26 protein-coding genes are annotated in these 26,170 nt (G+C 44.8%); 15 read left to right on the top strand and 11 right to left on the bottom strand.

Translation table 11 applies throughout. The features are described from left to right. Nucleotides 1–3 precede the first annotated feature (3 nt). Nucleotides 4–1,239: an Nre family DNA repair protein gene (locus tag Vsou_RS12200; RefSeq protein ID WP_188603107.1), complete on the bottom strand. Its 1,236-nt coding sequence runs from the start codon at nucleotides 1,237–1,239 to the stop codon at nucleotides 4–6. Nucleotides 1,240–1,364: 125 nt separating this feature from the next. Here Vsou_RS12200 and Vsou_RS12195 point away from each other — a divergent pair, with 125 nt between their 5' ends. After that, nucleotides 1,365–1,655, top strand: a complete 291-nt coding sequence (locus Vsou_RS12195; RefSeq protein ID WP_054843628.1) for a hypothetical protein — start codon at nucleotides 1,365–1,367, stop codon at nucleotides 1,653–1,655. Here Vsou_RS12195 and Vsou_RS12190 read toward each other — a convergent pair whose 3' ends face one another. After that, nucleotides 1,656–3,218 carry an APC family permease gene (locus tag Vsou_RS12190; RefSeq protein WP_188603106.1) on the bottom strand — a complete coding sequence of 521 codons (1,563 nt, stop codon included), beginning with the start codon at nucleotides 3,216–3,218 and terminating at the stop codon, nucleotides 1,656–1,658. A gap of 70 nt (nucleotides 3,219–3,288) precedes the next feature. Next, nucleotides 3,289–3,849, bottom strand: coding sequence for a hypothetical protein (locus Vsou_RS12185; protein WP_188603105.1), 561 nt, complete (start codon nucleotides 3,847–3,849; stop codon nucleotides 3,289–3,291). 63 nt (nucleotides 3,850–3,912) lie between these two features. Between Vsou_RS12185 and Vsou_RS12180 the strand changes: the two genes are divergently transcribed. The 3 genes from Vsou_RS12180 (at nucleotide 3,913) to Vsou_RS12170 (ending at nucleotide 8,064) form a co-directional block, all read left to right on the top strand. Next, entirely contained in the window at nucleotides 3,913–5,232 is a 1,320-nt protein-coding gene (locus tag Vsou_RS12180; RefSeq protein WP_188603104.1) for an FAD-dependent oxidoreductase, read from the top strand. Nucleotides 5,233–5,375: 143 nt separating this feature from the next. After that, on the top strand, nucleotides 5,376–6,779 hold the full coding sequence (locus Vsou_RS12175) for a cytochrome ubiquinol oxidase subunit I (RefSeq protein ID WP_188603103.1): 1,404 nt from the start codon (nucleotides 5,376–5,378) through the stop codon (nucleotides 6,777–6,779). 10 nt (nucleotides 6,780–6,789) lie between these two features. Then, a complete protein-coding gene (locus Vsou_RS12170; protein WP_188603102.1) occupies nucleotides 6,790–8,064 on the top strand; it encodes a cytochrome ubiquinol oxidase subunit I in 1,275 nt (424 codons plus the stop codon). On the opposite strand, the gene Vsou_RS12165 is transcribed toward Vsou_RS12170, so the two are convergent. Beyond that, a complete protein-coding gene (locus Vsou_RS12165; protein ID WP_188603101.1) occupies nucleotides 8,045–9,562 on the bottom strand; it encodes a hypothetical protein in 1,518 nt (505 codons plus the stop codon). The two genes, Vsou_RS12170 and Vsou_RS12165, sit on opposite strands and share 20 nt — an antisense overlap. Nucleotides 9,563–9,668: 106 nt before the next feature. Between Vsou_RS12165 and Vsou_RS12160 the strand changes: the two genes are divergently transcribed. After that, nucleotides 9,669–10,598, top strand: a complete 930-nt coding sequence (locus Vsou_RS12160; RefSeq protein WP_188603100.1) for a hypothetical protein — start codon at nucleotides 9,669–9,671, stop codon at nucleotides 10,596–10,598. 94 nt (nucleotides 10,599–10,692) lie between these two features. After that, nucleotides 10,693–12,078: an acetyl ornithine aminotransferase family protein gene (locus tag Vsou_RS12155; RefSeq protein ID WP_188603099.1), complete on the top strand. Its 1,386-nt coding sequence runs from the start codon at nucleotides 10,693–10,695 to the stop codon at nucleotides 12,076–12,078. Between the two features lie 2 nt (nucleotides 12,079–12,080). Here Vsou_RS12155 and Vsou_RS12150 read toward each other — a convergent pair whose 3' ends face one another. Continuing rightward, nucleotides 12,081–12,311, bottom strand: coding sequence for a hypothetical protein (locus Vsou_RS12150; protein ID WP_308419818.1), 231 nt, complete (start codon nucleotides 12,309–12,311; stop codon nucleotides 12,081–12,083). Between the two features lie 78 nt (nucleotides 12,312–12,389). Next, nucleotides 12,390–13,412 (bottom strand): PLP-dependent cysteine synthase family protein, encoded by a 1,023-nt coding sequence (locus Vsou_RS12145; protein WP_229709785.1) that lies wholly within the window; start codon nucleotides 13,410–13,412, stop codon nucleotides 12,390–12,392. Between the two features lie 49 nt (nucleotides 13,413–13,461). Here Vsou_RS12145 and Vsou_RS12140 point away from each other — a divergent pair, with 49 nt between their 5' ends. The 5 genes from Vsou_RS12140 to Vsou_RS12120 all read left to right on the top strand — a co-directional run bounded on the left by Vsou_RS12140 (nucleotide 13,462) and on the right by Vsou_RS12120 (nucleotide 17,689). After that, on the top strand, nucleotides 13,462–15,129 hold the full coding sequence (locus tag Vsou_RS12140; protein ID WP_188603098.1) for a hypothetical protein: 1,668 nt from the start codon (nucleotides 13,462–13,464) through the stop codon (nucleotides 15,127–15,129). A gap of 323 nt (nucleotides 15,130–15,452) precedes the next feature. Continuing rightward, a complete protein-coding gene (locus Vsou_RS12135) occupies nucleotides 15,453–15,899 on the top strand; it encodes a 30S ribosomal protein S17 (RefSeq protein WP_188603097.1) in 447 nt (148 codons plus the stop codon). 38 nt (nucleotides 15,900–15,937) lie between these two features. Then, nucleotides 15,938–16,651 (top strand): TatD family hydrolase, encoded by a 714-nt coding sequence (locus tag Vsou_RS12130; RefSeq protein WP_188603096.1) that lies wholly within the window; start codon nucleotides 15,938–15,940, stop codon nucleotides 16,649–16,651. Between the two features lie 101 nt (nucleotides 16,652–16,752). Further along, nucleotides 16,753–17,079: a 4Fe-4S dicluster domain-containing protein gene (locus tag Vsou_RS12125; RefSeq protein WP_054843634.1), complete on the top strand. Its 327-nt coding sequence runs from the start codon at nucleotides 16,753–16,755 to the stop codon at nucleotides 17,077–17,079. A 91-nt stretch (nucleotides 17,080–17,170) separates the two neighbouring features. Beyond that, a complete protein-coding gene (locus Vsou_RS12120) occupies nucleotides 17,171–17,689 on the top strand; it encodes an Lrp/AsnC family transcriptional regulator (protein WP_188603095.1) in 519 nt (172 codons plus the stop codon). A 2-nt stretch (nucleotides 17,690–17,691) separates the two neighbouring features. Here Vsou_RS12120 and Vsou_RS12115 read toward each other — a convergent pair whose 3' ends face one another. Together Vsou_RS12115 and Vsou_RS12110 are read right to left on the bottom strand one after the other, a co-directional pair. Beyond that, nucleotides 17,692–18,354: an orotidine 5'-phosphate decarboxylase / HUMPS family protein gene (locus Vsou_RS12115; RefSeq protein ID WP_054843635.1), complete on the bottom strand. Its 663-nt coding sequence runs from the start codon at nucleotides 18,352–18,354 to the stop codon at nucleotides 17,692–17,694. Nucleotides 18,355–18,414: 60 nt separating this feature from the next. Continuing rightward, entirely contained in the window at nucleotides 18,415–20,301 is a 1,887-nt protein-coding gene (locus tag Vsou_RS12110; RefSeq protein ID WP_188603094.1) for an APC family permease, read from the bottom strand. A gap of 341 nt (nucleotides 20,302–20,642) precedes the next feature. Here Vsou_RS12110 and Vsou_RS12105 point away from each other — a divergent pair, with 341 nt between their 5' ends. Then, nucleotides 20,643–22,124: an ATP-binding protein gene (locus Vsou_RS12105; RefSeq protein ID WP_188603093.1), complete on the top strand. Its 1,482-nt coding sequence runs from the start codon at nucleotides 20,643–20,645 to the stop codon at nucleotides 22,122–22,124. 67 nt (nucleotides 22,125–22,191) lie between these two features. On the opposite strand, the gene Vsou_RS12100 is transcribed toward Vsou_RS12105, so the two are convergent. The 3 genes from Vsou_RS12100 to Vsou_RS12090 are packed head-to-tail and all read right to left on the bottom strand — an operon-like array spanning nucleotide 22,192 to nucleotide 24,567. Then, nucleotides 22,192–22,764, bottom strand: a complete 573-nt coding sequence (locus Vsou_RS12100; protein WP_188603092.1) for a hypothetical protein — start codon at nucleotides 22,762–22,764, stop codon at nucleotides 22,192–22,194. A gap of 7 nt (nucleotides 22,765–22,771) precedes the next feature. Then, nucleotides 22,772–24,046, bottom strand: coding sequence for an ATP-binding protein (locus Vsou_RS12095; RefSeq protein WP_188603091.1), 1,275 nt, complete (start codon nucleotides 24,044–24,046; stop codon nucleotides 22,772–22,774). A 41-nt stretch (nucleotides 24,047–24,087) separates the two neighbouring features. Further along, nucleotides 24,088–24,567, bottom strand: coding sequence for a hypothetical protein (locus Vsou_RS12090; protein WP_188603090.1), 480 nt, complete (start codon nucleotides 24,565–24,567; stop codon nucleotides 24,088–24,090). A gap of 443 nt (nucleotides 24,568–25,010) precedes the next feature. On the opposite strand from Vsou_RS12090, the gene Vsou_RS12085 reads away from it, so the two are divergent. The 3 genes from Vsou_RS12085 (at nucleotide 25,011) to Vsou_RS12075 (ending at nucleotide 26,106) form a co-directional block, all read left to right on the top strand. Continuing rightward, nucleotides 25,011–25,154 (top strand): hypothetical protein, encoded by a 144-nt coding sequence (locus tag Vsou_RS12085; RefSeq protein WP_188603089.1) that lies wholly within the window; start codon nucleotides 25,011–25,013, stop codon nucleotides 25,152–25,154. After that, nucleotides 25,139–25,384, top strand: coding sequence for a hypothetical protein (locus tag Vsou_RS12080; protein WP_054843641.1), 246 nt, complete (start codon nucleotides 25,139–25,141; stop codon nucleotides 25,382–25,384). Before Vsou_RS12085 ends, Vsou_RS12080 begins: the two co-directional genes overlap by 16 nt. A 293-nt stretch (nucleotides 25,385–25,677) precedes the next feature. Continuing rightward, on the top strand, nucleotides 25,678–26,106 hold the full coding sequence (locus tag Vsou_RS12075) for a hypothetical protein (RefSeq protein ID WP_264890737.1): 429 nt from the start codon (nucleotides 25,678–25,680) through the stop codon (nucleotides 26,104–26,106). Nucleotides 26,107–26,170: the final 64 nt, after the last annotated feature.

Here is a 26,170-nt window from a genome sequence, read left to right as displayed (position 1 = left end):
TGCCTACCCCAGCCAATCAACTATACTTGACTGCCTAGTTAGCATCCTTATTACATATGATTTGGATACCCAGGTACTTATTGGTAACTTGAGGAAACCGGTAACATACTTGAGGGCGTCATGTAGGTCATGAAACCTCTCGTATGGCCCACTAAGCATAGCCCTAATATTCTCCCTAACCCACCAGACACCAATTGGCAGGTTGAAGCCTGGGTAGATCTCGCGCCATAGTATGACAGCCGCCTGTCTACGTATTGAGTGTAATGCCTCAAGTACGGCTATCCTGGCCGCGTAGTAGCAACCGCCTATTGATGGATAGTCATCGCGTCCCCAGTAACCCTCATAATCAAGCTCTAGGGCTGTTTCGCCACCCCACATGTTCCACGTTGAGCCGGGCCACCAGGCCTCAGCCCACTCGTAAAGCCAGGTATGGGGTGCCAGTATGCCTATGAACGTGTTGTCCTTAAACTTCCTCACGTAAACTCTGTACTCACTTATAAGTGGGTAATCACGAACTTCATTGAGTAGTTTATCGGAGACTTGCTTATCAACTGCTGTTATAGACCACCTAGTCGGCACTAGTCTCCTCCTCTTACCAACACCGAGGGCGCCAACGCTTAATAGCCTTGATATGTGATGAACGTCAATGCCATGATAGTACAGCGTCAGTATGGCCTCTGTGGCATTTAGGTCCGTATCACTATGAACCCTATCAACAATCCTTGGTGGTGGCGGCAATGTATTCACGCGTAATTTCTGTAGTGGTGATGATGGACCAAAGGGCGGCGCATGCTCATCAAGCACATACCTACCACTAACTGGCTTCTTAAGCACTAGTTCGGAATCCACGGGTTTCCCTGATAACACCATTACTTGAACATCATGAAGAGTCCTCGGCGGATTCCTTGCATCCTCAACCCTAACCCTCACAGAACCTCTTACCAGGGATAACCTACTTGATAGGAAGTCCTCCAGTCTCATGCCCATCCAAGCCCTTGGGTCCTCAAGGCTACTCGTATCACCATGAACAGGTGGCGTCGCTGGATATACATTGACCCTTGGGTAACCAACGCGGCCAATGAATACGCTTGGCGGTGATGATCCGTCAATGCGATCCCTGTTAGTTACGCCCCTGAGTATGTGTCTTGTACGTAACTCTGTGAGGACCGGACAGTAGGATAGACCGCATAGGTTGTATTCCCCCCTGCATCTAATGCATAGTGCTGGGTTTATTCGCACCTTAGTAATAACCGGGCCTGGGCATTATATAGGTCTTTTGATTAACTCTTCCCTTGGATAGGAAGTCTTTAAAAGCGCCACGTGGGCTTTAACGGGAAGTCTATGGCGAGTACACAGGTGAATCCATGAGGTGTAGTGGAGAGACCTTGGTGGCAAGCGGCTTTGGGTACTTCGTAAAGCTTGTTAAGAGGAGGTGTCGGATTAATGACGGCTTATCCATAGTCCATGTTGATCCCAAGGTTATTGGCGTTTGGAAGAATGGTGAGATAATGGAACTTAATTATGAGTGGAAAGCTTCGTTTATTGATTATGAGAATGGTATGATAACTGTGGTAGTTAGGGATGGGCCGTTGGAGACCGTGATCAGGATAAGGAGTAATAGGATAATTGACGTCTTTTCAATGGAGGTCAATTAATCACTCTGGCGGTATTTCCCTGAACAGTACGTTTATGTCTATGCCCTCTCTGCTTAACCTGTATAGTCGCATTACGTAGTAAATTACCAGGCCCGTTAGAAATATTGCCACAAAGAAGCCTATTATGTAGATATTTATTGATTGTACGAATAGATAGTCCATTGGGTTCACTATTTCCTCATAGGCTATCCAGGAGAATAATGCTGTTGTGTACATACCGAGTAATGCAGTGCCCATTTTTCTCGACCTTAGGCCAAGGGCTATTGCTGTTATTGTAATTATCATGAAGTACATGAAGATCGTGACTAGGGTGCTCACGTCCATGGTGGCCGACAGCAACGGAACAACACTGAAGTTATATAGATACATTATTATCAGGGTTATTGCCAGGTCAGTCACGTGGGCGATCACGGGTGTGCGTGTCCTCGGGCTTACATATGCGAAGATCGATGGCAACACCCTATCGAATGACAGGGCAAGTAGGTACCTGGCTATCTGTATCACTAGCACTGAAACCACGTTGATGTACCAGGTAAATGAACCAATGGCTAATAGCCACTGGAACACCGGGTTCCTAACAGCCAGTATTAGGAGGGCTTGTGGGTATGGTGGTGGTAATGAACTTGGCCAGGAGGTACCGCTGGCAACACCGTAGTATATTGCGAATAATCCATTCAGTGCACTGGTACCCAGTGAGGCCATCACTGCCCAAACGCCAAATGCCAGGAATAGGGTGCTTATTACGTAGGTTCCGAAGACCGCAAGTGGTATTGCGCTACCCCTCCTGACCTCGCCACCAACGGATAGTATGAAGTTCACGAACGGAAACACGTAGGCCAGGTAGGGTATTAGGTAGATTGTATCCGTAATTGACCCATAACTCGGCAACTCCCTCGACACCACAGTTGCCTGGTTCAGTAGGTTTGGGACGACGAGGTTAATTGCGTTAATTATTTGCGGGGTGTATGCGTAGAATAGTATTATTGTTAGCACATATGTTGCTATGCCGAAAAGGGAGATTGCGGATGCGAGGTACTTGCCTGCCTTTGCTGATAGCGCGTTAATCAGTATGAGGATCATCAGGATCATGGCGCTGGTTAGGAAGATCATCAGTGGATCATTCATTAATGCATTGCCAAGACCCGTGAGAACCGCCGAGCGGTCTGAAATTCCCATTGCCATTACAGCAGGCGCTAATCCTGTGATTATGCCTAGGCTTGTTAGTACGGCGTTAAAGAACATTTGGTCTATGATGAACATGAACATTGATGCGAAACCTATGGATGGGTGTAAGTTCCTCGTTACGAATACGTAGTCACTGGCTGTCCTGTAATACGTCACACCAACCCTATTGAGTAGTATTGTGAACGGCAGGAACAGGGCTGCGCCGATTATTATTGCAGTTATTGGATTTCCTCTTGGGAAATTGAACATACTTGAAACCAGTAATATGAAACCCGATTGAAAGGCCATGAATGCCGTATTCATGAGCAGGGCTGCCCATGGACCAATCTCCCTAACAAGCCCTGTGGATTCCCTAAGGAAGGGCCTTGGTTTATCCACGGTAATGCACGTACTGGAGACCTTTAATTTCTTACGGTGTCGTAGATAACAATGAAGCCACCAAGTGGACCTACTTTCTTTCCATTATTAATTCTCTAACGGATTGCAGTAATTCATTGTGGTGCTTCTCATCGTCAGATATACTCTTTAGTAGCTTAACAATGAGTTTTGAGGACACACGGTACTTAGAGTCCACCCTGGTGCTCGTTATTGGTAGGTAACTCCTGAGCAGAAAGCTGTATATCTTTACGGCACTCTCCTCGTAATTCTCAAGCTCGGTTAATTTATCCACAACTGAGCTGGTTATGTCATTGTTTGTCTTCACCATGGAATCCATGAAGTCTATTAATGATTTTGTATGCGTTATTGCTTCCTCGATATTTCCCTGTAGGGAGACCAGGGTCTCAATATCAAGTACATTCTTTGGTGGGCACTCGTGGATCAGGGGCTTCAGCATGGTGAGTATGTAGTTGTGCATTGCTGATTCAATGCTTATCTTCCTCATAACAGCGCTTATGTATGGGTCCTTGATGCCGAAGGCCGCAATACTGTAGAGAATAGCCAGGTACCTCTCCAGCTCCCTCATCATGTCTATTACCCTGAGCAAGCCCTCGCTGCCGTCATTGCTCATTAATAATCAATCTACAGGATGACACAGGAATAATTTAATTTTTCTTCCTCTTGATTTGTAATCATGAGGGCGGTGATAATTGGTGGTGGAGCCGCTGGGATGAGCGCTGCATCAAGAATAAAGAGGCTGAAGCGCGACGTCGATGTAGTAGTGCTTGAAGGCAGTAACATGGTTAGTCACGCACCCTGTGGAATACCCTATTACCTAGAGGGCTTGTTTGATAATTACGAATTACTCATGCACTACGCACCGGATTACTTTAGGAGTACCAGGGGTATTGACGTTAGGCTTAATGAGGCGGTCATTGAGGTTGGTTGGAACTATGTAAGGACCAATAGGGGGAACAAGATTGATTGGGATTATCTGGTGCTTGCAACGGGATCCGTGCCCTCCATACCCAGTATACCAATTATGGGTAATCGTGTGTTCACGGTTCATCACCCAGCCGATGCATTAAAATTGAGGGACGCATTATACTCCGCGGGTACCATTGGCATTATTGGTACTGGTTATGTGGGTATTGAGGTAGCTGAAGCGCTTAGGTTTAGGGGCAAGGATGTGATAATGATTGGTAGATCAAGTTATCCACTGCGTAGGTCCCTGGATGAGGATGTTGGTAATATCGTTAAGAACGAATTAATTAAGCATGGTGTAAAACTGCAATTGAACGAAAGGGTACTTGAGGTAAATAACCAGGGTGGTAAGCAAGTGATAATCACGGATGGTGGTAGGTATGTGGTTGATGCTGTAGTACTGGCGACAGGTGTAAGGCCAAATGTGGAACTCGCCAGGCAACTTAATCTACGCATTGGTGAGACCGGGGCTGTTTGGGTTGATGTCCATATGAGGACGAGCATTGATAACGTCTATGCTGCAGGTGATATTGCCGAGACCAGGAACTTAATAACGGGCAAGCCCTATTGGCATCCCCTCGGGACCACTGCTAATAAGATGGGGTTCGTTGCCGGTAGTAATATAGCCGGCAGATCCATGGTTTTTCCAGGGGTTGTTGGTACATCAATGACCAAGTTCATGAACCTATACATAGCGAGCACTGGCTTGACAACACAGGAAGCAGTGAGACATGGGTTTAGGGCAAAGGTCGCGATAATAACGGCGAGGACCAAGGCTAGGTACTACCCTGGCGGTGGTTATGTAACGATAAAATTAATAGTCGATGAGGACAGCATGAGAGTTATGGGCGCCCAGGTACTTGGTGATGATGGTTCCTATGTCCTTGGTAAAATCGATGTATTAGCTGCATTGATGGCTAGGGGCTCTACCGTTGAGGACCTATTCATGAACGACCTGGCCTATCTACCTGCTGTGACCCAGGTCTGGGATCCGTTGATAATTGCGGCTAGGCAGTTCCTTAGGAATTGAACAATTTATACTCAATTGCATAGATAATTATACATTTTATTATTAATAAATGCTGTTATTTTCAATGAACATACATAGCATAATGCCTGGGGAATTATAAATCCCTTATCAGTATATAAGCTTATAGAATTATTAATAATATAATGATGGACCAACCCACACTTGGTGCACCAACGGATGTTAGAGTCGTGTCCGCAGTCGGTATACTGGCCCACCTGGCCATTGCATCAAGCTTCCTCGGCACTATACTCCTGGCAATAGTTGCGGAGTTCCTTTACATAAGGAGCCGCAATCAATTCTGGTATGATACGGCTAGGACTTTCTCTGTAATATCAACAATATTCTTTGGCGTTGGTGCGGCCTTCGGTACATTGGTTGAGTTCGGCTTGGTCACATTATGGAGCAACTTCATATCACTGATCGGCGAGGCAATAGTATTACCGTTTTACCTTGAGTTATTTGCCTTCCTCATTGAGGTGATAATACTGCCGCTCTATGTATTCACGTGGAATAAGATAAGAAACCAAGCACTGCACTGGGTAATAGGCATAGTGGCAGCGCTTGGCGGCTACTACAGCGCCTATAATATCCTTGCCGTCATGGCGTCACTGAGCATGAGGCCACCAGGCCTCGAGGTGGTAAACCTATACCAAGCCACTGGACAGAGCGTTGTTGGCTTAACGGATTACGTAATTAAGTGGGCCTCACCAATAGATGCTTGGAACGTGTTTTGGTGGGGCGCGAACGTATTCATATTCCACGGCATACTGGCCGTAGTAATACTTACCTGGTCGATAATAGCTGCGATATACCTGTATCTATACATACGTGATAGGAAACCCGAGAGGTTAATGATGCTTAAGATCCTGGTGCCAACGGTAGCCGTACTAACGGCAATACAGGGCTTCGTAATTGGGCATCTGCAGGGCGAGCTCGTTTTACAGGATGATCCACTTAAGTTGGCAGCTCTCGAGGGCATGTTCTGGAACGGTCTCAAGGTTGATCCTTTGACGAGTTTCCTAGCCTATGGATCGTTTAACCACGCGTTCTGGGGCTACTTCAGTTGGCCAGCTGATGTTAGGCCGCCCTCCTTTGTATTTGTCTTCTACTGGGTATTCATGGTTATATTCGGGGTACTGCTTGGTATATGGAGCGGTGCCTTATCGCTATGGTACTTATTCCCAAACTTCTTTGGTCGTTTTGGTTGGGCTAGGGCCTTGGCGAACTTCTTCGAGAAGAGCGGCATTTACCTAATGCCATTCTTTGCGGCCTTCGCATCAATCGGCGGCGCAGTATCTGCAGAGTCTGGTAGGTACCCATTCATACTTGTTCAAGTTAGCTCCAATCCAAGTGGTGGTCCGCCGGTAATTACTGGCGTACCGGTTGGACCAAGTGGTTTGTTGAACCCAACGCTTTATTTCCCAGTTTGGTTAGCCGTGTTGGTGCTTATTGTTGAGGTTGCAATGCCATCACTGGCGGTGTTCATGGTATACCTATACCTAAGGAGGTCACCAAGGCGTGAAGAGGTCAAGGTGGTGGAGTATTGAGGTGATAGGTATGGTCTCGGCAACAGACATAGCCGTGGGCCTAATCGCCTGGGCCTTCTCAGTACACCTGCCGCTGGTTTACACAGTGCTTGGCCTGGGGTGGTTATTACCAACGCTTGAGTTGATTGGTCATAGGCGTAATAGGCAGGTCTATGTTGAGTTGGCCCATAACATGGCTAATTACTTGATCACTGTTTACGCGATTGGCGGTCTCTTCGGTACAATAATAACCGTATTCCTCGCTGGGTTACTACCTATATTCACAAACATAGCCGGAGCCCTATTATGGCCAGTGTGGGGTATCGCAATAGCCTTTGGCGTAGCCATAGCCCTGCCCTTCATAGGCTTCTACTACAGAAGTTTCGGCAGAGTCAGCCCAGTGAAACATGTGGCAATTGGCTATGGTATGGCGATAGCTCTCACAGTCATACCAGCCATGTTTAGGCTAGTGTTCGCCTTCATAAACTACCCAGCGGGTGTTGAGGTGTTTAAGGATGAGACATCAATTGTTGGATTCACACTGGGCATTAATTGGTCCCAGGTATTCCTGAACCCAACATATATCCCGCTATTCCTCGCCACACTCTTTGGTGCAATCGCCATGACGGGAGTCCTCATGAACTCCATATTTGGTTGGAGGTATGCCGTGGATAGAAGCGAGTATAGATTAACGGGTTACAGGATTAGCAATTGGGTAAGCCTAGTGTTCGGTGTACTCTATGCGGTATTCGCCGGGCTATACCTATACGAGGTATACCTATACTCCCCAACGGTTGCTTGGTCAATATTCGGCAAGCCACCTGCATACCTGCCCTCAAGTCTATACCCAGTCTATGAACCGACAATGATGCTGACTGGCGTATTCTACATGGACGTAGCCCTAGGCGCAATACTATTAATACTAATAACTCTATCCCTAAAGTTCATTAATAGACCCATCTCAGCCCTCAAGTTGGTCCTGGTGCTCCTGCTTATGGTCAGTGCAGAGGTAATGAACGGACTTGCCCACTTGCCATATGCCATTGTACCGCCCCTATCTGCTGTGCCGGTATTGGTTAAGGCCTATGGACTGCAGTTTACACTGCAAGTGGCTGATACGCTTAAGGTTTCCACATTGTTGACGCCCCAATTAAACGCATTATTGCAACTTGTATCTGTAGAACCTGGGTTGCTCTATGGAAGTCTTGTTGTTTTTGCATTCTTCAATGCATTACTGTTGTACATTATTTACGCCGCCCTGTCCTGGAAGTGGGTCCCCCAAGTCATTAGGGTTGAGAAATCGTGACCGCCCCTAGCATTCTCCTAATTAAAATCGTAATCATTATCCTAACATTTCTCGATATAAGCATTGATATGCCCGCATAAACTGCCAGGGTTATAACAGACACTATTAGGGCCTGTACCAGTGAAATTATAACGCTCGAATAAAGGGTGAACCTAATAATGCGTGTTATGGGTATTAGTATGGCTATTGATGCTATTAATGGCGCCACATAGTCAATAAGGAAATCCCTACCCTTGAACACGGTCCTGAAGACACCGAACTTAGTGAATCTAAAGCCCAATGCCACTAGGTTGGCTAGTAATGAGGATATCAACGCGCCAATTACGGCATAATATACAAAACCAAGGCCCTTGAATAGGAGTATTAGTGGGATCATTGTTGATAGGTAGACGATCGTGAACATAAGCTCCGCTAAATGCGTATGCAGTACTAAGCTCCTCAGATAAACGCCGGGCCTTATCTCGCTATTACCCTCTATGTCCCTCTTATCAATGCCCTGCATCACATTACTAATGAATTGATTAACATTGCCCAACACACTATTTATGGCCAGCAGGACGATGGGTAGTACCAACAGGCTAAATTCACCTCTCATGCCAGGCCTAATTAGGTTTAGGTAAACGCTGGGGAAAAGGGTTAGTGCCAGTGCAGCGTATGTGGTGATGAATAGTATTATTAGTAGGTCCCTATATATTATGCTGAGTCTGTTACGTTCAAGCAATTCTCCATACGTAACATTGACAATGGCATTACCATAACCAAAGGGCTTACTGAGGATGAAGATCACGTACCAAACACCCAGCTGGGCGTATCCAAAGATGCCGATGAACATTGCATCGAGGGATCTAAAGGAGTTAATGGCATAGCCCATTAACGGAACCCAGGAGGAGTTAATGACCTCCCTGAGGTATCTACGAACATTATGTACATCGACATGAAACCTCAGTGTATAGAGGAAGGCGTATACTGATGGTATGATGGCTATGAAGAATGAGGACCAGAGCACGGCAGCGATCGTCCAACCCATGAACATTATTACTGGTATGAACATGAATTTCATTATTGATTGAATAATGGAGGTTATTATGAACCTACTCCTGTCCTTAACCATGAGTACTGAGTTAGTTACGGTTTGCAGATATACTGTCACCTCAGAAAGAGTTGCTATTGTGAATATCAGCAATGCGTAGTTACCCATCTCTGACCAGACGCTGATTAGGTATCCTGCTGTTAAGGCTAGGGTTACTAGGTATAGTATTGATGAAACACCTAGGGCTGCCTTAATGTTCAGTCCCTTATCCCTAGCGGTCAACCTTGGGTATGTAAATCCTATCAAGGCCGTTGGTAGTGCTGAGAAAGCAGCTGCAGCGTTCAGCAGTGATAATAATCCCAGTCCAACCGTGGGTATCTTTCTGGTAATGGCTATGTTATACGTGAAACTACTCAATAGTGCCAGTAACGATGCGAATACAGCCAGGGTCCTTACACTCCTCGCCATTGATACCCAAAACCGCATAAATCGCTAATTTAAAAATTCCTCACATTAATCGAATCATTTATTTTTAATCATTAATCTTTTACAACGATGTAAGAAAAATGATCCAATGCTAACGCTGGTGCATGGTTCCCTGGGACTCGATTACCTAGTCCGCAATATACTGCCGAATAATGACTGGTGGGTATCAATGATTTGCCAGGGCAATGGCGGTATTGGCATTGACATGGACTTAAGCCCCGGTATCAACTCAAGAATAGCGCTGTTATGGAGTAAGATACTTGAATTAAGGGATGATGACTCAAGGCTACTGCTTGATGCCTTAATTAACTCATCAAGACTCCATGATGCGATCAACTACATTCTTGAAACTTACATAGACTATGATGCTGCACGGCTCTACTTCTTCATGAGAATCATGAACACCCTCGGCATTTGGAAGCCCATAGGTAGGGGCTGCGTGGACATGCCCCTAGTTGAACCATTGAGGTCTCTGGTGACTGCAGCCATACTTGCATATAGTGCAACAAACGGTATTAGGGGCTCCATGATCCTCGTCGCTGACTTCATTGATGAAATCAAGGACGTCCTACAGGAAGTGAGGGGGGCCGGTAATGTTTACGTTATGACTAATCGACTGCCCCGTGATCTAGGCGTATTTGATGAATTAATAATAACATCAACGGCAGTGCCTCAGGAGACCTTTGGCAAGTTAGTAAGAATAAGTAATGGAAATAGTTCTGAGATGCTAATTACAGGAATTAGGTTGGGTATTGCGAGGAATAACTTTGAGTCTGTTGCAGTGGGTATGAGCGATATTGAGATGGAGATCCTGAGATCCGTTAATGAACTTGGCTTCACTACAATGAGCTCATTAATAGACATGGTATCACAGTCGACTGGGACCTCGAAGAATGATGTGACAAAGGCATTAATTAGGGCATCAAATATGAACCTGGTTAGGATTAGGTACTTGCCTGATGGTAGAGCTGTGGTCACGCCTACCGTGGCTGGACTCAGGCTATTAACTACTAAGTAGCCCTTATTACTATAAATATAGCTTATTTATCTAACTATTAATGCCAAAGGCCTATAAAGAAGAATTTATTAATCAGATAAAAACCGCATACTCAATGCCACCCAAGTGGTATTGGTCAATAGACCCTGGTAATGTGCCCAAGATTCTCGTTGAACCACCAGGGCCCAAGGCCCAGGAGGTAATAAAAATGGATGAGTCACTGATAATGCAGTCCTTCGGCCGGTGGTACCCACTGGTTATTCAGCGGGGTTACGGACCTGTCGTTGAGGATGTCGACGGCAACCTATACATAGACTTCAATGCGGGTATAGCCGTAATGAACGTAGGCCACAGCCACCCAAGGATCATTGAGGCAATTAGGAAACAAGCAGAATTCTTTACGCATTACAGCATGACGGACTTCTACTACGAATTAATTGTAAAACACGCATCCATGCTTAAAGGCATTACACCAATAAGTGGCGATAAGAGAGTCTTTTATACAAACTCCGGTACTGAGTCCATAGAGGGCTCAATAAAGATCGTACGCGGTCATTTCAGGAACCAGAGACCATACGTTATAGCCTTCCTAGGGGCATTTCATGGAAGGACATACGGCTCTATGGCATTAACTGCAAGCAAGCCAGTGCAGAGACTTGGATTTAACCCAATGATGCCAAACGTAGTCCACATACCATATCCATACCCATACAGATGCCCCTTCGGAAGGAACCTAGGCGAAGAGGAGTGCGGCGAGGCAGTCCTTGGTTACCTGGAGGACTGGATATTCAATAAAATGGTTGATCCAAGTGAAATCTCTGCAATATTCTTTGAGCCAATACAGGGCGAGGGTGGTTATGTAGTTCCACCGAGGAACTTCTTCCCTGGTTTGAGGAAGATCACTGATAAGTACGGAATACTCCTAGTCGACGACGAGGTGCAGGCGGGTTTCGGCAGGACGGGTAAGTGGTTCGCAATACAACACTGGGGTGTTGAGCCTGATCTAATAGCCATGGCCAAGGCAATAGCCGCTGGACTACCGCTTGGCGCCATTGTAGGTAGGGCAAGCATCATGGACCTGCCCAGGGGTTCCCATGCAAATACCTTTGGAGGAAATCCAGTGGCGCTGGCAGCAGGCGTCGAGGTAATCAATGTAATACTTGATGAGGACCTAATGACGAACGCCCAGAGGGTTGGCGAGTACATTAGGAGAAGATTTATGGAAGAGATGGACCACGTGGAGTTAATTGGCGATGTAAGAGGCTTGGGATTAATGATTGGTGTTGAGTTAGTTAGGAACAGAAAAACTAAGGAGTATGCGACCAAGGAACTTGAGCAAGTACTCTATGAATCCTTCAAGAGGGGTGTTGCTGTGATAAGCGCGGGTAAGTCCACGATTAGGATCGCGCCACCGCTAAACATACCCATGGAGTTGGCCGAGAAGGCTGTGAACATAATAATCGATGTTATTAAGAGGGTTGATAGGGAACGTGTTAAGTGATTTTAATTAACCATGGCATCCTTTAAAACCTCACTTTCCTCTTCAAGGTACCACTCAAGCACATAATCGTGCTTATCTGCATAATCCCTTGCGAACTCAAAGGCATTTTTCCAATCATTGTCCTCATAAATTATTCTCCAACCCTCCTTAATGAGCGATAAGTCCTCAGACTTACCACTGACTAGGATCCTACCCATTTTCCTGTTTATGAAGACTTTGTACCTGCCAGTCATCATATCACGTATACGTGTACAGGTTAAAAAGTCCTACCAGGTTTTTATTTAAACAGTACATTAAAACTTTTACTAAACCTACGTAGGATTCACGAAACGACTAATGATACTTACGTACTTATAAATATCGTCAGGGAAGATCAATAGGTAAGTCACATCACCAAACCTCTCCCTAACCCTTAGGAAGGCTTGAAAAACAGCACCACTGCTAAGGCCTACGAGTAAACCCGTACCCCTGGCCACAGTAATGACACCTCTAACAGCCTCCTCAAGACTAACATCAACAACTTCATTAACAACCTCACGAACCCACCTAGTCCCAGACTCAAGCCTCTTTATGCCGGGTATTGCGCTACTCGCCGCAGGCTCAACACCAACGACATAAATACTGCCAAACTCATCCCTAAGCCTCTTGGCGATACCGGTTATATGCCCACCAGTGCCAATACCTGCAATTAATACCCTGGGTACCTTACCAATACTTCTGAATTGCCTGACGATTTCCTCGCCAGTAACATGGTAATGACCCTCGGGATTATCAACATTCTCAAACTGATTAAGATTAATTGCCTCATTTTTAGCCGCCTCCTCACTAACCCAATGCCAAAACTCCTCATCAATCATCTCTCTATCAACCCTAACAACCTCAGCGCCCAAGACCTTGAGAAGCATCTCCGTGGTCTCAGGTAAATGCTTCGTGACATAAGCCCTGTACTTAAACCCATAAGCATTAGCCAGGGCTGCCAGAGAAATTGCAACATTACCTGAGGAGGCCTCAAAGACAAAACGGCCACGCAAATCACTATCTAAGTATTTACGAAGCAGGAACTGCACGGTCCTATCCTTAATACTCCTACTAAGTGGATTGAAAAACTCCAGCTTCGCCCAGACATCACCAAAGCGGTCAAGCCTAACGAGGGGCGTTGGGTAAAAACCATTTATGAAATCAACTACACTAGGAAAAACATTCTTACCATCACCACCTGCAAATACCAACACCTGCCATACTGAGGCATGGGCACTTAGTGGCTTAATAAGGATTATTCCAGTATTCACTGTTAAGTGGAAATCAATGAGACGCTGAATGTAGAGAGCAGGCATATTTTAAATGAACACCAGAGTAAAAAATCCAAGAAATTCATCATAAATGATGATTATGGCTCAAGTAAAATACGTAAGAGCACTGGTATTAATCATACTTACTCTATCCATAATATCAATCCTAATTTTATTATTAAACACCGCACAGGCACAACCCACGCCAATACAGTCAATTAAGGTGAACAACGGTGTAATATCCTACTACGAGTCATTACCATCGATGGCGCCCGGCATTGTAATTAGGGTTTACGTAATAAATGGCTCAACAATAAAGCCAGTAAACGCATTCGTAAGCATCTACGCAAACCTACCCAACGGAGTCACACCAATGAAGCACACATACGGCAGTGTAATCACACTACCCTTCAATGAGAGTGCATGGTCATTTATAATCAATAAGTGGTTGGGCACTGGAATGCCGGTTAATGACTACAATACGTCACTTCTAGTATTCGTAACGTACATAAGCGGTAATGATTCGTGGGTCGTGCCAATAATTATACCATACAACGTCGGTTGGGTCTTAGCCGCCAGAGACGTTAAAGTTGCTCCAATGAACCCGGCAGTACCAAGGTACATAGTGGTCTCCATAAACATTAACGTAAATACGATAAAACCCTTTAAGGTTATTCAGATGAAAATTAATTCGACAGGAGAGATTGACCCTCAGGTCTTTGGTTCTTATGGTGGTTATGTGCTTTATAATTGTTCTGTTAGTGGTCCTCAGCCGGAGATCTACATGCCTTTGCCCTATGAATTCATACCGGAATCAACATGCCTAGGCATAAACGGAACACTACCACTAGCCTGGGTCACGTGGGATAAATCTGTTAGGCAGTACGATAATAAATTATTAACTTACTTGGGTGTTTACTATAGTGGTACGGTTTCCTGGGATGCTCTGGCAACTAACTATGGGGATACAGGCACATCTTATAGCACGGGCGAGTCGTGGACGCTAGCTATATCGATAAATATGTCTTCAACGCAAGGTCCTGGATCACTTTATTGGGCGTACGGTGGTACGTGGGCGTTGGTTAAATATGATGCCTGGTATGTAGATGTAACGACTGGCTACACGTGGTATCTAGGTTCAGCGACTGTTTCAGAAATTCTCTACGTGCCTAGGCAGGAACAGTTAACATATGGTGTTGATTATGGTAATGGCCCAATCAGCACGTTATACTACGGCGCCATTGCAGTATCTAAGGGGTTAATTGGTTATCCAGTTCTGAATGCATCCTCGGTAATTGATTATGCGAGCTTTACACCTAATCCGCTAATTGGAGCTGAACAACTCAGCATGTGCAATGGTCCAGTCTACAATACGACCGGTACGTTAGGGACAATATACTATATTACTCTTGGTGGGATTAAGTACGCCATAAGCACAGCTCAATTGGGTACGGGCATTGGGTCATTAGCAGCAGGTATTGCGTCACTTGCGACGCCTTCACCATACAGTATAATAGCGGGTATTGTGGCAACAGGGCTTGGGATAGCAAGTATTATACCGCCATCATCGAGCACCACCATCACAAATACTCAACTAGAGTTGCTTGGTATTGCTGAGGGCACGAACCTTTACATATCCGTTATGGTGGCATCTAAGGCCTTTGGAATACCGACCTTCGGCTTCATACTTAACGCTACGAACTACTACGAAAATCCAACGTCATATTCATGTAAGTATGGGAAGGTGGTAATAATTAGTTAATGAGGTATCATTATTTTCGCATGTGTAAGCTAATCAATATAGTTTAATGCTGGATCATTGTCTTATCAATGTGATTACGTGTTTAATCGTATTAATCCATCAATACGCGATGCATAGTTTGTAACTTAGTAATACCTTTTGATAGGTTCTAGAATGGTGATGGAGGGATGTTCGTAATCCCCGCGGCTCGTCCGTCCGTATTCATTGGGGACCGCCTCGGTCCTCTCTGGGACTTCCTTCTATCTTGTGGCATTTGTATATTTAAGTCTTTGTGTTACCTCTCAAAAGAAATTGTTTTAAAGGGGTCCTTTGTTCATGGCTTGATGGTTGAGGTCATTGTTAAGGAGTTGCCTGAGAGGCCTAGGCCTGGTGAGGAGGTTCAGTTGCCTAATGGTGAGTTTGTTAGGGTTAGGCATGTTGGTATTCCCTGGCTTTTGCCACCTAGGAAGGTTTGTAATGACCCTGAGTGCCCCTGGCATGGTCATCTGAGCGTCAGGGGCCAGGTCTTTACTGTTACCGTTGAAAGTATTCGTGGTAGATCAGCCACTGTTGTTCATGAATGGTTACACTACAACCCTAAGTATAAGAGATATGAAAGGAGAAGGAAAAAAATTCATGTTAGGGCTCCTCCATGCATCGATATTAAACCCGGTGATGTTGTCTATATCGGTGAAACTAAGCCCTTGGCTAAGTCCATTAGGTATGTTATTATTGGCAGGAATGAAGATGTTACAGAGGCAAAGCCTAAAATACTCAGGGTCGAACAATAGCAATAATTCTTTAATATACAAGTGTTTTCATGATGCTGATGCTTTACGATGCTCATACACACCTACATGAGTTTTTGGATAGTAGAATTGCTGAGTTTGTGAGGGAAATCACCATTACTGCGGTCTCTGATGACTACCCATCGTCAAAGAGAACCATTGATTTAGCAAATACCTATGAGAATATCGTGCCTTGTATTGGTATTCATCCCTGGAATGTGGATAAGGTTGGACTTGATGAGCTGAAGCAGCTTGATAAGCTAATATCTGAGGCTAGGTGCATTGGTGAGGTTGGACTTGATAGGAGATTTGTTCCCCAGACCTTCAGTAGACAGGTTGAGTTCTTTCGAGTGTTCGTTAATTGGGCTAGAGATTATGGTCTGCCGCTTAATATCCATGCGCCTGATGCTTGGGTGGATGTCCTTGAGATTGTTAGGAGGGCTGATGTGGATGGAGCGTTGTTCCATTGGTACACGGGTCCTCTTAACCTGATTCAGGAGATTAGGGATTATGGTTATTACATATCGATTAATGCAGCAATAAAGGTTCAGGAGAAGTCCAGGGTTGTGGCTAGGGAGACGCCGCTTGACATGATCCTCCTTGAAAGCGATGGACCATATGAGTATAGGGGTATTACCCTTGAGCCTCCCATGGTTAAGGAAGCAGCCAATATCGTGGCCCAGTTGAAGGGCGTTGGTATTGATAATCTTTGGGAATCAATTGCCAACAACTTCTCCAGACTTTTTAGGGTATAATACTTACTCTATTTATCAATTGATACTCTATGTTCATACTTACGTTCATGCAGTATCAATAGTAATAGTTATTAAGACCCCAATTAGGGACTTAATTCCGTATGGCAGAGAAGACAGGACCATTCCAGAAGGTTGTTGTTGACCAAGACATCTGCATCGGTTGTGGTGCATGCGTGAGCGTATGCCCATACCAAGCGTTGGAACTTGACGAGAACGGTAAGGCGAGACTAATATGGGACATGTGTAAGGACGACTTCAGCTGCGTACCAGTATGCCCAGTGAACTGCATATGGAAGACCAGTGAGGCTCCGGACTCAGCCAAGGGCAAGGCCAACTGGTACAGGTTCAGTAAGGCACTAAGCGATGCTGAAAAGAAGGAGTTTAATGACTGGAAGGCTAAATACAAGATTAGCTGGTCACCTGCATAATGAAGCATTCTCATTTAATTAAATCTTTAAAAAATAATTATTCTTCATAATAACAGAAAAATTAAAACAAGGAAAAACTAATTGCCCAACAATGACAATAATAGATAAGCTGGATAAGGAAATACTCAAGGAGGTTCAGAAAGACGGTAGATTACAATTAAGTAAGTTGGCCGAGATCCTAAATAGGCCGAGGACTACCGTAGCCACCAGGTTGGCTAGGCTCGAGGACGATAAGGTAATAACTTCATACAGAGCTGTGATCGATCCGCTTAAGGTTGGCTTCTCATTACTTGCCTATGTGTTGATTAGTGTTAGGAGAAGTGCGCCCAGTGGTGGTAAGTCTGCCCAGGTGGTTCTTGTGGAGAGGATACTTAAGGACAGTGACGAGGATCCGAGGCTTCCCTGGATTGAGGAGGCCTACGTAATAACCGGCCACTACGACCTTCTACTTAAGGTTTGGGCCAAGGACCTCAGGCAACTCAGTTACTTCCTGATTAATTACCTACCCACACATCCAGACATTGCGCAGACCGAGACCATGCTAGTACTGGAACTAGTGTCGGATTGGAGAGATAGATTAATACCCATTGATAAGGTACTCCCGGATTAAAACTAGCACCCTGCACCCCTAATTGAATTTAATAAATCAAGGGCTGCTTTCCTGGGTGATTCGCTATTGATTATTGCCCTGCCTATGATCTCGAAATCGGCACCATTGGCTATGGCACAGCCGGGTTTACCACCCTGAACACCAATGCCCGGTGACAATAACTGGTACCCGCCGCCAACCATAGTCCTTACCTGCCTTATTACACTTGGTTTCGTTGCTGGCACAATAAACCCACTAACATTGAGACTCATGCCAAGGGACACGTTATACCTGAGGTTACTATCATACAACTCACCACCAGAGCTCATGGAGACTAATAGATATATGTCGACGCCCAGTTTATGGGCTGTATTCACGGTAGTAATTAGGTTTTCCCTGCCAGTTATTGCATGCATTATTACGCCATTAATGCCCAATTCATGCATCTTTTTAATCACGTATTCATTAATGTGAGCCACATCCCCAAGTTTAAGGTCTGCCAGGAAGTACTTATCCACGTTAGTGGTTAGTTCCCTAATTCCCTGCGGACCCATGTTCAGTAATTGATACCAACCAACCTTAACTGCATCAATCAATTCACTAAGGTCATTAAGGAATGCAATGGATCTATCAACACTCCACTCCACATCCAGGGCTAGGATAATTCCCGTACTTCTTAATATCATCAGGATACAATTAAAGGGGGTATTTTTAAGGAAACCCCTGTGATTGGATGTTAAAATTACCTAGACGCCTCCCAATTCCTTCAATGCAACCGCAAGGTCCTCAGTGAATATACCACTATATGAACCATACAGGTATAACCCAAGGGCTACCAATGCCGCTATCACTGTATCCCACGGGAATGGTATAATTGGCGTCTGGAATATGCTGAAGGAGCCTAGGAATGATAGCACGTATGCCGAGAATATCGTTGCCACAACCCACCAACCAGCTCCTATGTGCTTCATGGCTGTTTCGCGGTCTTTAGTCGTTGACGCCATATAGAGCGTTAAGCCAACTACCATTGCAATCATTATCACTACGTATGATACGAAATCGATTAAGTGCGTAGGTTCAAACTTAAGCATTGTGGTCGGTGACGAAGCTGGCCAACCAGCTGGAGCAGCAAATGGCAGGTATATTAGGAAGTATGTGGATAGTACTAGGACCACCCAGTAAATAATCCCTAAGATTATTGCCGTTGTTCTACTGGCTCCGTACTTATTAACCATCGTGTACATGTAAAACAATGGTAAGCCAGCAAGTATTAGGGCTATTGCAAACCATAGGACGTAGAAGGTGGACCAATAAACAATTAGGAAGGCGGCTATTGTGGCTATTGCACCAATGACTGAAGCGGCGGATAACTTAATTGGTCTATTGGCGTTCGGTGCCATCTTCCTGAGTGTCATTAACGATGGGCCACTTATTATGTAAGTGAATACGGTTGTCATAGTTATGAATGATGATATTGAAAACCAGGTTGGGAATGGCAGCAGGAATAATAAACCAAGCACCAAAGCTGTTATCATAGGCCACAACGGAACCCTATACTTATTTAGTCTCAGGAATGTCTGCGGTAAGTGCCCATCAGCTGCTAATCCATATATTGTCCTAGCCGTTGTGCCTATGCATATCCAGCCCGTACCTGATGGTGATATTATTGCGTCTATGAGTAGTATTACGGCAAAACCCGCGAGTATGGCTATACCACTCGTAGTCATGATCTCATAGAAGGGACCACTACTGAGTACTGAGGAATATAGAGCTTGCCAATTACCTGGACTAACCTTAACGGCACCCCAATTAACCGCGCCCACGAATGCCACTTGGAGCATTACGTATATAAACATGACAATTACATAGCCAATTATTGTACCCCAAACCACGTCAGTTGCCTTCCTTGCCTCGCCACTATAGTCAATACCCTGCCTAAAACCTAAGTAAGAATAGGCTATACCGGTGGTTGGTATTGCAAGGAAAACAGCAGACCATCCATACGGTATGAAACCACCAGCTAGGCCTGAATAATTAATAGCATGCATTGCAAGCGTCATTAATAAGATGAAGGTTAGGGTTGGTATTAGAAGCTTCCACCAGCCAACACCCGTATTTGTCTTGCCCATGACATGAACACCATACCAATTAAGAAAGAAGAAGAAAATCACTAAAACAGCGGCCACGAGAGTGCCCAATGGGGTTAATAATCCACTGGACATTAATTGCGGTAAGTAACTGGACATGTACGACACAGCTGCTATAGCCTCAGATGGCGCGACCGTGACGGCGCTCAGGAAGTATGCCCAACCCATTAGGAATGATGTGAAACCGCCATGTGTGTACTGCGGATACCTAACGATACCACCAGTCTTGGGTAGCATACCACCAATCTCAGCATATGCCAATGCTATGAATATCATTAGGAAGCCAGCTATTAACCAGGACAGTATAGCTGCTGGGCCTGCTGTAGATGCTGCACCAAGTGGACCAAATAACCAGCCGCTACCGATCATTGCGCCAACGACCAGGAAAGCAATATCCCACTGGTTCAGGGCTCTCCTTAATTGCTTATCACTCTTTATTGCACTCTTTTCGCCTATCTCAGGACCCCTTTCCGGTGGATTTGACATAGTGAAATATAGATTGTTGCTCTCCTTTTAAAAAATTTCCCCTTATCAATAGATTTTACCAGTTTAAAATATTTTGAAATTAAATACTTATCTTATAGTTTACAAATATATTATTTATAGGCAAATCATGACTTATTTTCAATTTAATAACCTATAGAAAAACCGTGTAATAATCCTACTGGTCTATTGATTATTCACGCCCTATAGATTATTCAGAAGGCATCGGAACTTTAAACACGTGATGATTTTATTATTTGAGGAAAAGAGATGAATCCTGTGATAGGTAATTGGTGGTTTATGTACGTATTTAATTTATAAGTCTTCCTGGGATTAAATCATGTATGCTTGATAGGTGTTGCATAGAGATTGGGATAACCACAAGCGGTGCATCGGTTGGTTTAGTCCCCATTCAATTCTATAAGAAGAACGAAAACATGGCCCTAGAGGAACAACTCGTCATTATTAATGATCCATCCCTCGAAGATGAACTACTCCTCGGCGTGATTAGGAATGTGACAAAACTCGAACCACTAATTAGGGACAGGGTTAGGTCACCCTTCGTTGACAGGCCTGAGGTCCTTGACCAAACAATACTCATGCCCTTCACGTCGGCCATGGTTAGGCTCTACGCAGCTTTAAAACCGAGTACTAAGTCCGTGCTTGAGGTTAGGCATGTACCAACACCAGGCTCTAAGGTCTTTGTGATTAGGGATGGCAAGTTCCTCAATGATTACGTGAAGCCCAACTTATCAATACATGTCGGCAATCATAAGTACAGTGGTTGGCCCATTAACCTAGACGCCAGCTTTGCCAATCAGCACATCGGCATATTTGGGGCCACTGGCGTGGGTAAATCCAGGCTCGTTAAGGTATTAGTTGAGGAGTTGATCAGAGTTGGGAAGCACGTGATCATCTTTGATCACAGTGGTGTGGATTACACGCCGTATTTTAAGGATAGAGTTATCACGTCTAAGGAGATATCCATCTCACCACCCACAATAGCCTCTGTCATTGCCGAGAAGGCTAGGCTTAATTGGCAGACCTTCGGTGAGTACCTGGAGGTAGCCGTAATCACGTACGTGAGCAGCGACAAGAAAATGAAGAAACAACAATCAGCGCAATTATTGGATCCGCAACTTGACAATCAGTCAAGGCAGGTAGGCCAGCCCGTGAAGTGGGAAAAGATGTCCTTCATAAGGCACTTGGTGGATAGCATGAGGGGACTGGGCGCCAGGGACTCCACTGTGGAGAAGGCCAGGCTCTTCATTGACTACTTCATAGAGAATGAATTCTTCGAGGAACTCAACAGGAGGTCTCTGTCGCCCATGGACATAATCAACAGGGCATTAAGCTCAAGCCTAGTGACCATTGACCTGAGCCTTGACCCTGAGTTAGTGGTTAAGCAGGCAATTGTTGCCGACGTCATTGATGCAGCTTGGAGACTCGTTAAAGCCAGCAAGTCACCGCTAGACCTAGTCTTCGTCATCGATGAGGCTCAGAACTACGTACCTGAGAATGAATGGACTATCTGCGGCGACGCCATCGAGACCACAGCCAGGGAAGGCCGCAAGTGGGGCCTATCACTAATCACAGCAAGCCAAAGAATAACCAGGGACATTAGAGCAAGCATTAGGGCTAACCTCGGCACAATATTCTTCAGCAGGTTAAGCGCCCAGGGTGATCTCAGGGAGATAGCCGCATACATGGACCTGGCTGACGTGAGCGAGGCAACCCTAGCCCAATTAGGCACTAGGGAATTCTTCGTGGCAGGCCTAATGAACCCACTGAGAAAACCAATACTAATCAAGGTAAGGGAAACATAAAAACAAAAGAAACCAAAACCCTAATACTCATCAAACAAGCATGAACCGACTGCACCCCTAAAGATATCTACTGCATTACTATTCCTGGATCACTAAGGGCTTTATCAATGGCATAATGAAGTCTTGAATCATCATTAACATACTCATAATTACGAAGAAAAACCTCCAGAGATGGAACCACAAAGATAAACCGAAAATGGACAACGCCATCCATATATTTCAAGTCACAGTCATAGTACACGAAGGACCCCACACGGATTCCTTGCCCGCAATCCATGCTCGGTTTATATAGCAAAAACTTAGAGGGGTTATTAATGAGGCTGACAATATCACGCCTTAATTTATCGAAGGCGCTATCTGCATCATTAGAGTCGGAATCACGCAGAATCAACACCCAGGTAGATGATCCATGGACGGAACGTAACTTACTAATTAGGAGCCTAACATTACCATCAAGCCTATCCTTACCACCCTCAATGATGATAGGAACGTAAGAAAGCCGTTTGCCATCCACGACGTGCCCAATAATGAAGTCCTTATCCCTGGGACCCTGGTCCTTAACGTCACACTTAACGTTTATCTTACTGATCAATTCCTTAATAAATTCATAATCGTGCTTACCCTCACATAGTATAATCAAAGCATGGCTAGGGACCCCTGAGGTCCGACTTGAGTTCATCCATCTCTTCATACGCCTCCTCACCACTCAACTGCTCATAATCAATACTACCATTAGGCATCAAGTAGAGCCTAACAAGCCTAACCCTACCAAGGACACCGCTTTTTTCAGCCGCTCTAAGCAAGTAGTCGAGGAACTCAAGTGACTGTGTTGCCATCACGAACTGAATACGATCAAGGAACCTGGGCTCAACCATGTACTTAGTAATCACCTCCATAAAGCCAGGGTGTAAATGAGCCTCTGGTTCATCAATCAGGGTAACGTCAACGCCCATGACAATGAGACCGAGCATCCTAACCAAGGCCTTAAAGCCATCACCCATCAGGGCGTAGGGTACGGAGACCCTACTACCATCAAAATTAAGAATAACCTGCCCACCCCTATAATCATAGAAATAACGAATCTCCTTCCTCAATAGGTCAATCAATTCCGTCTGCTTATCAGGGGGTAAATCATCTATTAAAAATGGGTGTAACGACAAGTGCTGAACACGTATTGGTTCAACATTCAACTTTTTACTAGTGAGAATAATCCGACCTCCCGAAATAACTTTCCCCAATTGAATATTCAATAATCTCCTGGCTTCGGAAGAACTCAATCCTAGTTCCTTTAACTTATCAATTATATCTTCACTAACCCTTACTCCACTTAAGGGTAGTAATGCAGCATTGAGTAATTCACCATCAATATACGTACTTACGAAAACGGCATTCACTAACAAATCATCTACACGATTATTAAGTACGGAAATCACACCATCAACAAACTCCTTAAACGCCTCAGTAATATCCTTACCATCCTTACGTTCCCGTAATACTCGATGAAATGCCTCCATAAGTATTTTCTGAGATGTCGGTGTTAATTCAGTAATTGATCTAATGATCTCTCGTACCGCGTTATCACGGAGATCACCCAGCCCATTAATGCCCCTGATTACCATCACCTCAATACTATGCTTCATGCCCTGGCTAACCACATCGCCGGAAACAACCGCAACACCTTTATTACTCCTCAAATTAATTAAGTACCTGCTCCTTAACCCAAGGTTCGAAAGCACGTCAATGCTGGATGTTATTACCCTAAAGTTGTTGATTGATGAGAGGAGTAATGTAATGGCTTCCAGTGCCGTGCTTCTGCCCGTGTTATTCCTACCAACGAATATCGTGATATCGCCAAGCTCGACATCAAGCTTAGTAAAGGGGCCATAATCCTCAAGCGACAACCGCCTTAATACAACAACCACAGAGTAATTACAACAACGTAGTTAAAATATCTTTTGAGGAATTAGGGCACGGCATATACGCCCCTTGCCGCGGACCTAAACCACCACGTACTGAGGAGGGTTGCGGCAAAGGCGTAGATGGGTATTAAAGTGATGATTATTACTGGGACGTAGGTAGCCATGTAGAGAACAGCTAAATTGCTAGGCGTAAGTGCTGAAATACTTAAGTGCGGCGGGAAGCCCGTGACGGCATATATAAAGCCGAGCTCGCCAATGGGCATGATAAGGCATAGGGCTAAGTAGACCGAGGACTGAAAAAGAGCCCTCCTAAAACTAAGTCCAAGCTCCACAACATCATCCTTAAGGAACTTGGTTATTAGGGCGAAGCCGATAACCGAAATAGCTATAATAGCTATCCAATAAAGCATTGATGGTGAGAAACCATTAGTTAAAGCAATAGGAATGATGAGGACCCAGGCAAACGGGTTAAGAAAGATAGCAACACCAAGCCCATATAACAAACGGGTGTAATTCTGAGGCATGTCAACACTAAACTTTAGATTCAGGGATATTTAAGTTTTGGCAAGACCACATCACTATTGTGTATAGCTCACGTATGTATTGCTATACGTGGGAACCCATTTACCGATTAACTATATGATTACCATGAAATCGCCGGGTACAAAATAAGGGAATCTAACCAGGACTAGGATTGGGAAAGGTTGATAAGGGAAGTGCTGGTGAGTAAGTAATTGGATGAGCTCCTCCCGTCCCCACTGAACCGGTGATGTAAACCGGGCCGACGGCGATTAACCAACAATCCTTAATGATCATCTAACCCCAGCTCATCACCTCCTCAGCCTAGGATGCGCCAATCACCATAGCTCAATGCCCAAAATGCCTCATCAACCTTACCCAGGAATTTTTCAAAAATAATACCAGCGATATATATTAGTTAAAATAAGGTAACTTAATGAACCGAACAATGAATAAGAGGGGGCTCATAATCATCCTTGGCGCGGCTGCCCTATTCACCACTGTATTACTCACGTACCTACTCGATAGTCAGGTATTGCAGGAGTTAAATAAAACGGATCCAGCCTCCTCAAGTATGTGCCCTACGCCATAAACGTACTATTACCGAAGCCCAGTGAATACGGTGATAACCTAATCGTGACCGATTCCATTGAGTGGGATCTTAAGGACGTGTTTGGTTTAACAGTAGCCAAGGCTGATCAGTATGTGCAGTACGAGACTGACTGTGTATCAAGTATTTACTGGGCCACGGGCTGGATAAACGTTGGCGGCATACCTGGGTACACCTTCTACAACGAAATAACCATTGGCGGACAAGTATGAAGTGGCTGGGGCAACTTAGCGGCACCACAAGTCCCATTCTCACCACCGGTCTCGTTTGTCCAGGTTAAGGAGTCAACAGGCTTCTACTTTGGCATTAATGAGAATGGTTATGGCGTCTCTGGGCAGGTTGCAACCGCATCAGTTACTTGGGACCTATACCCAGCGGGTATTTACTACGTTACATCGGGCACAGCAATACTCAACTCACCAGCAAGCTCCGGTTGGCTGTCTGTCTGCAGTTAATGAAGATTTCGTTTTAAATTAAAATTTAAATTGATGATTCAGTCACTTTAATGATGCGCCTTCTTGATTTATCAGTTGGGTTTGTGGTAATTATTGTGGGTATCATTGTTTCATTGTTATTTTATACGTTTTACTTCTCAACTAGTAATGGTGCCATATTCGTAATCGCCATCCTAATCCCGCTGTTGTTCGGTATTGCGGGCATTGGTTGGATCCTCGGTGGTTGGGTTGGCGTTGGTGCGGCGTTTGGGGAGTTGTGGTTTAGGTTTAGGGCTTGGCTTCTTGCGCACCTCCTTTATGGTGATAAGGAGTTCCTCATTGACCTAATGTTCATTCAGCACGTGTTAATGACCGTTTATGGGATACCCTACGAACTCGTAATAAACGACAATAAGGTCATTATCAAGGTGCCGCTGAGTAGGGACGCTGGTATTAGGCTAATGAACTACCTAAATCAATACATGAGTAAATTATTATAGGCGTAGAACAGCCAGCTCAATAACTGGGCAGTGGGTTGCTACCGTAGCTTTTATTCTGAATTAG

The sequence above is a fragment of the Vulcanisaeta souniana JCM 11219 genome, from assembly GCF_026000775.1.
GTDB classification, from domain to species: Archaea; Thermoproteota; Thermoprotei; order Thermoproteales; family Thermocladiaceae; genus Vulcanisaeta; species Vulcanisaeta souniana.
The sequence above is the reverse complement of the archived record's forward strand: the minus strand, read 5'-3'. Positions and strand labels throughout refer to the sequence as shown.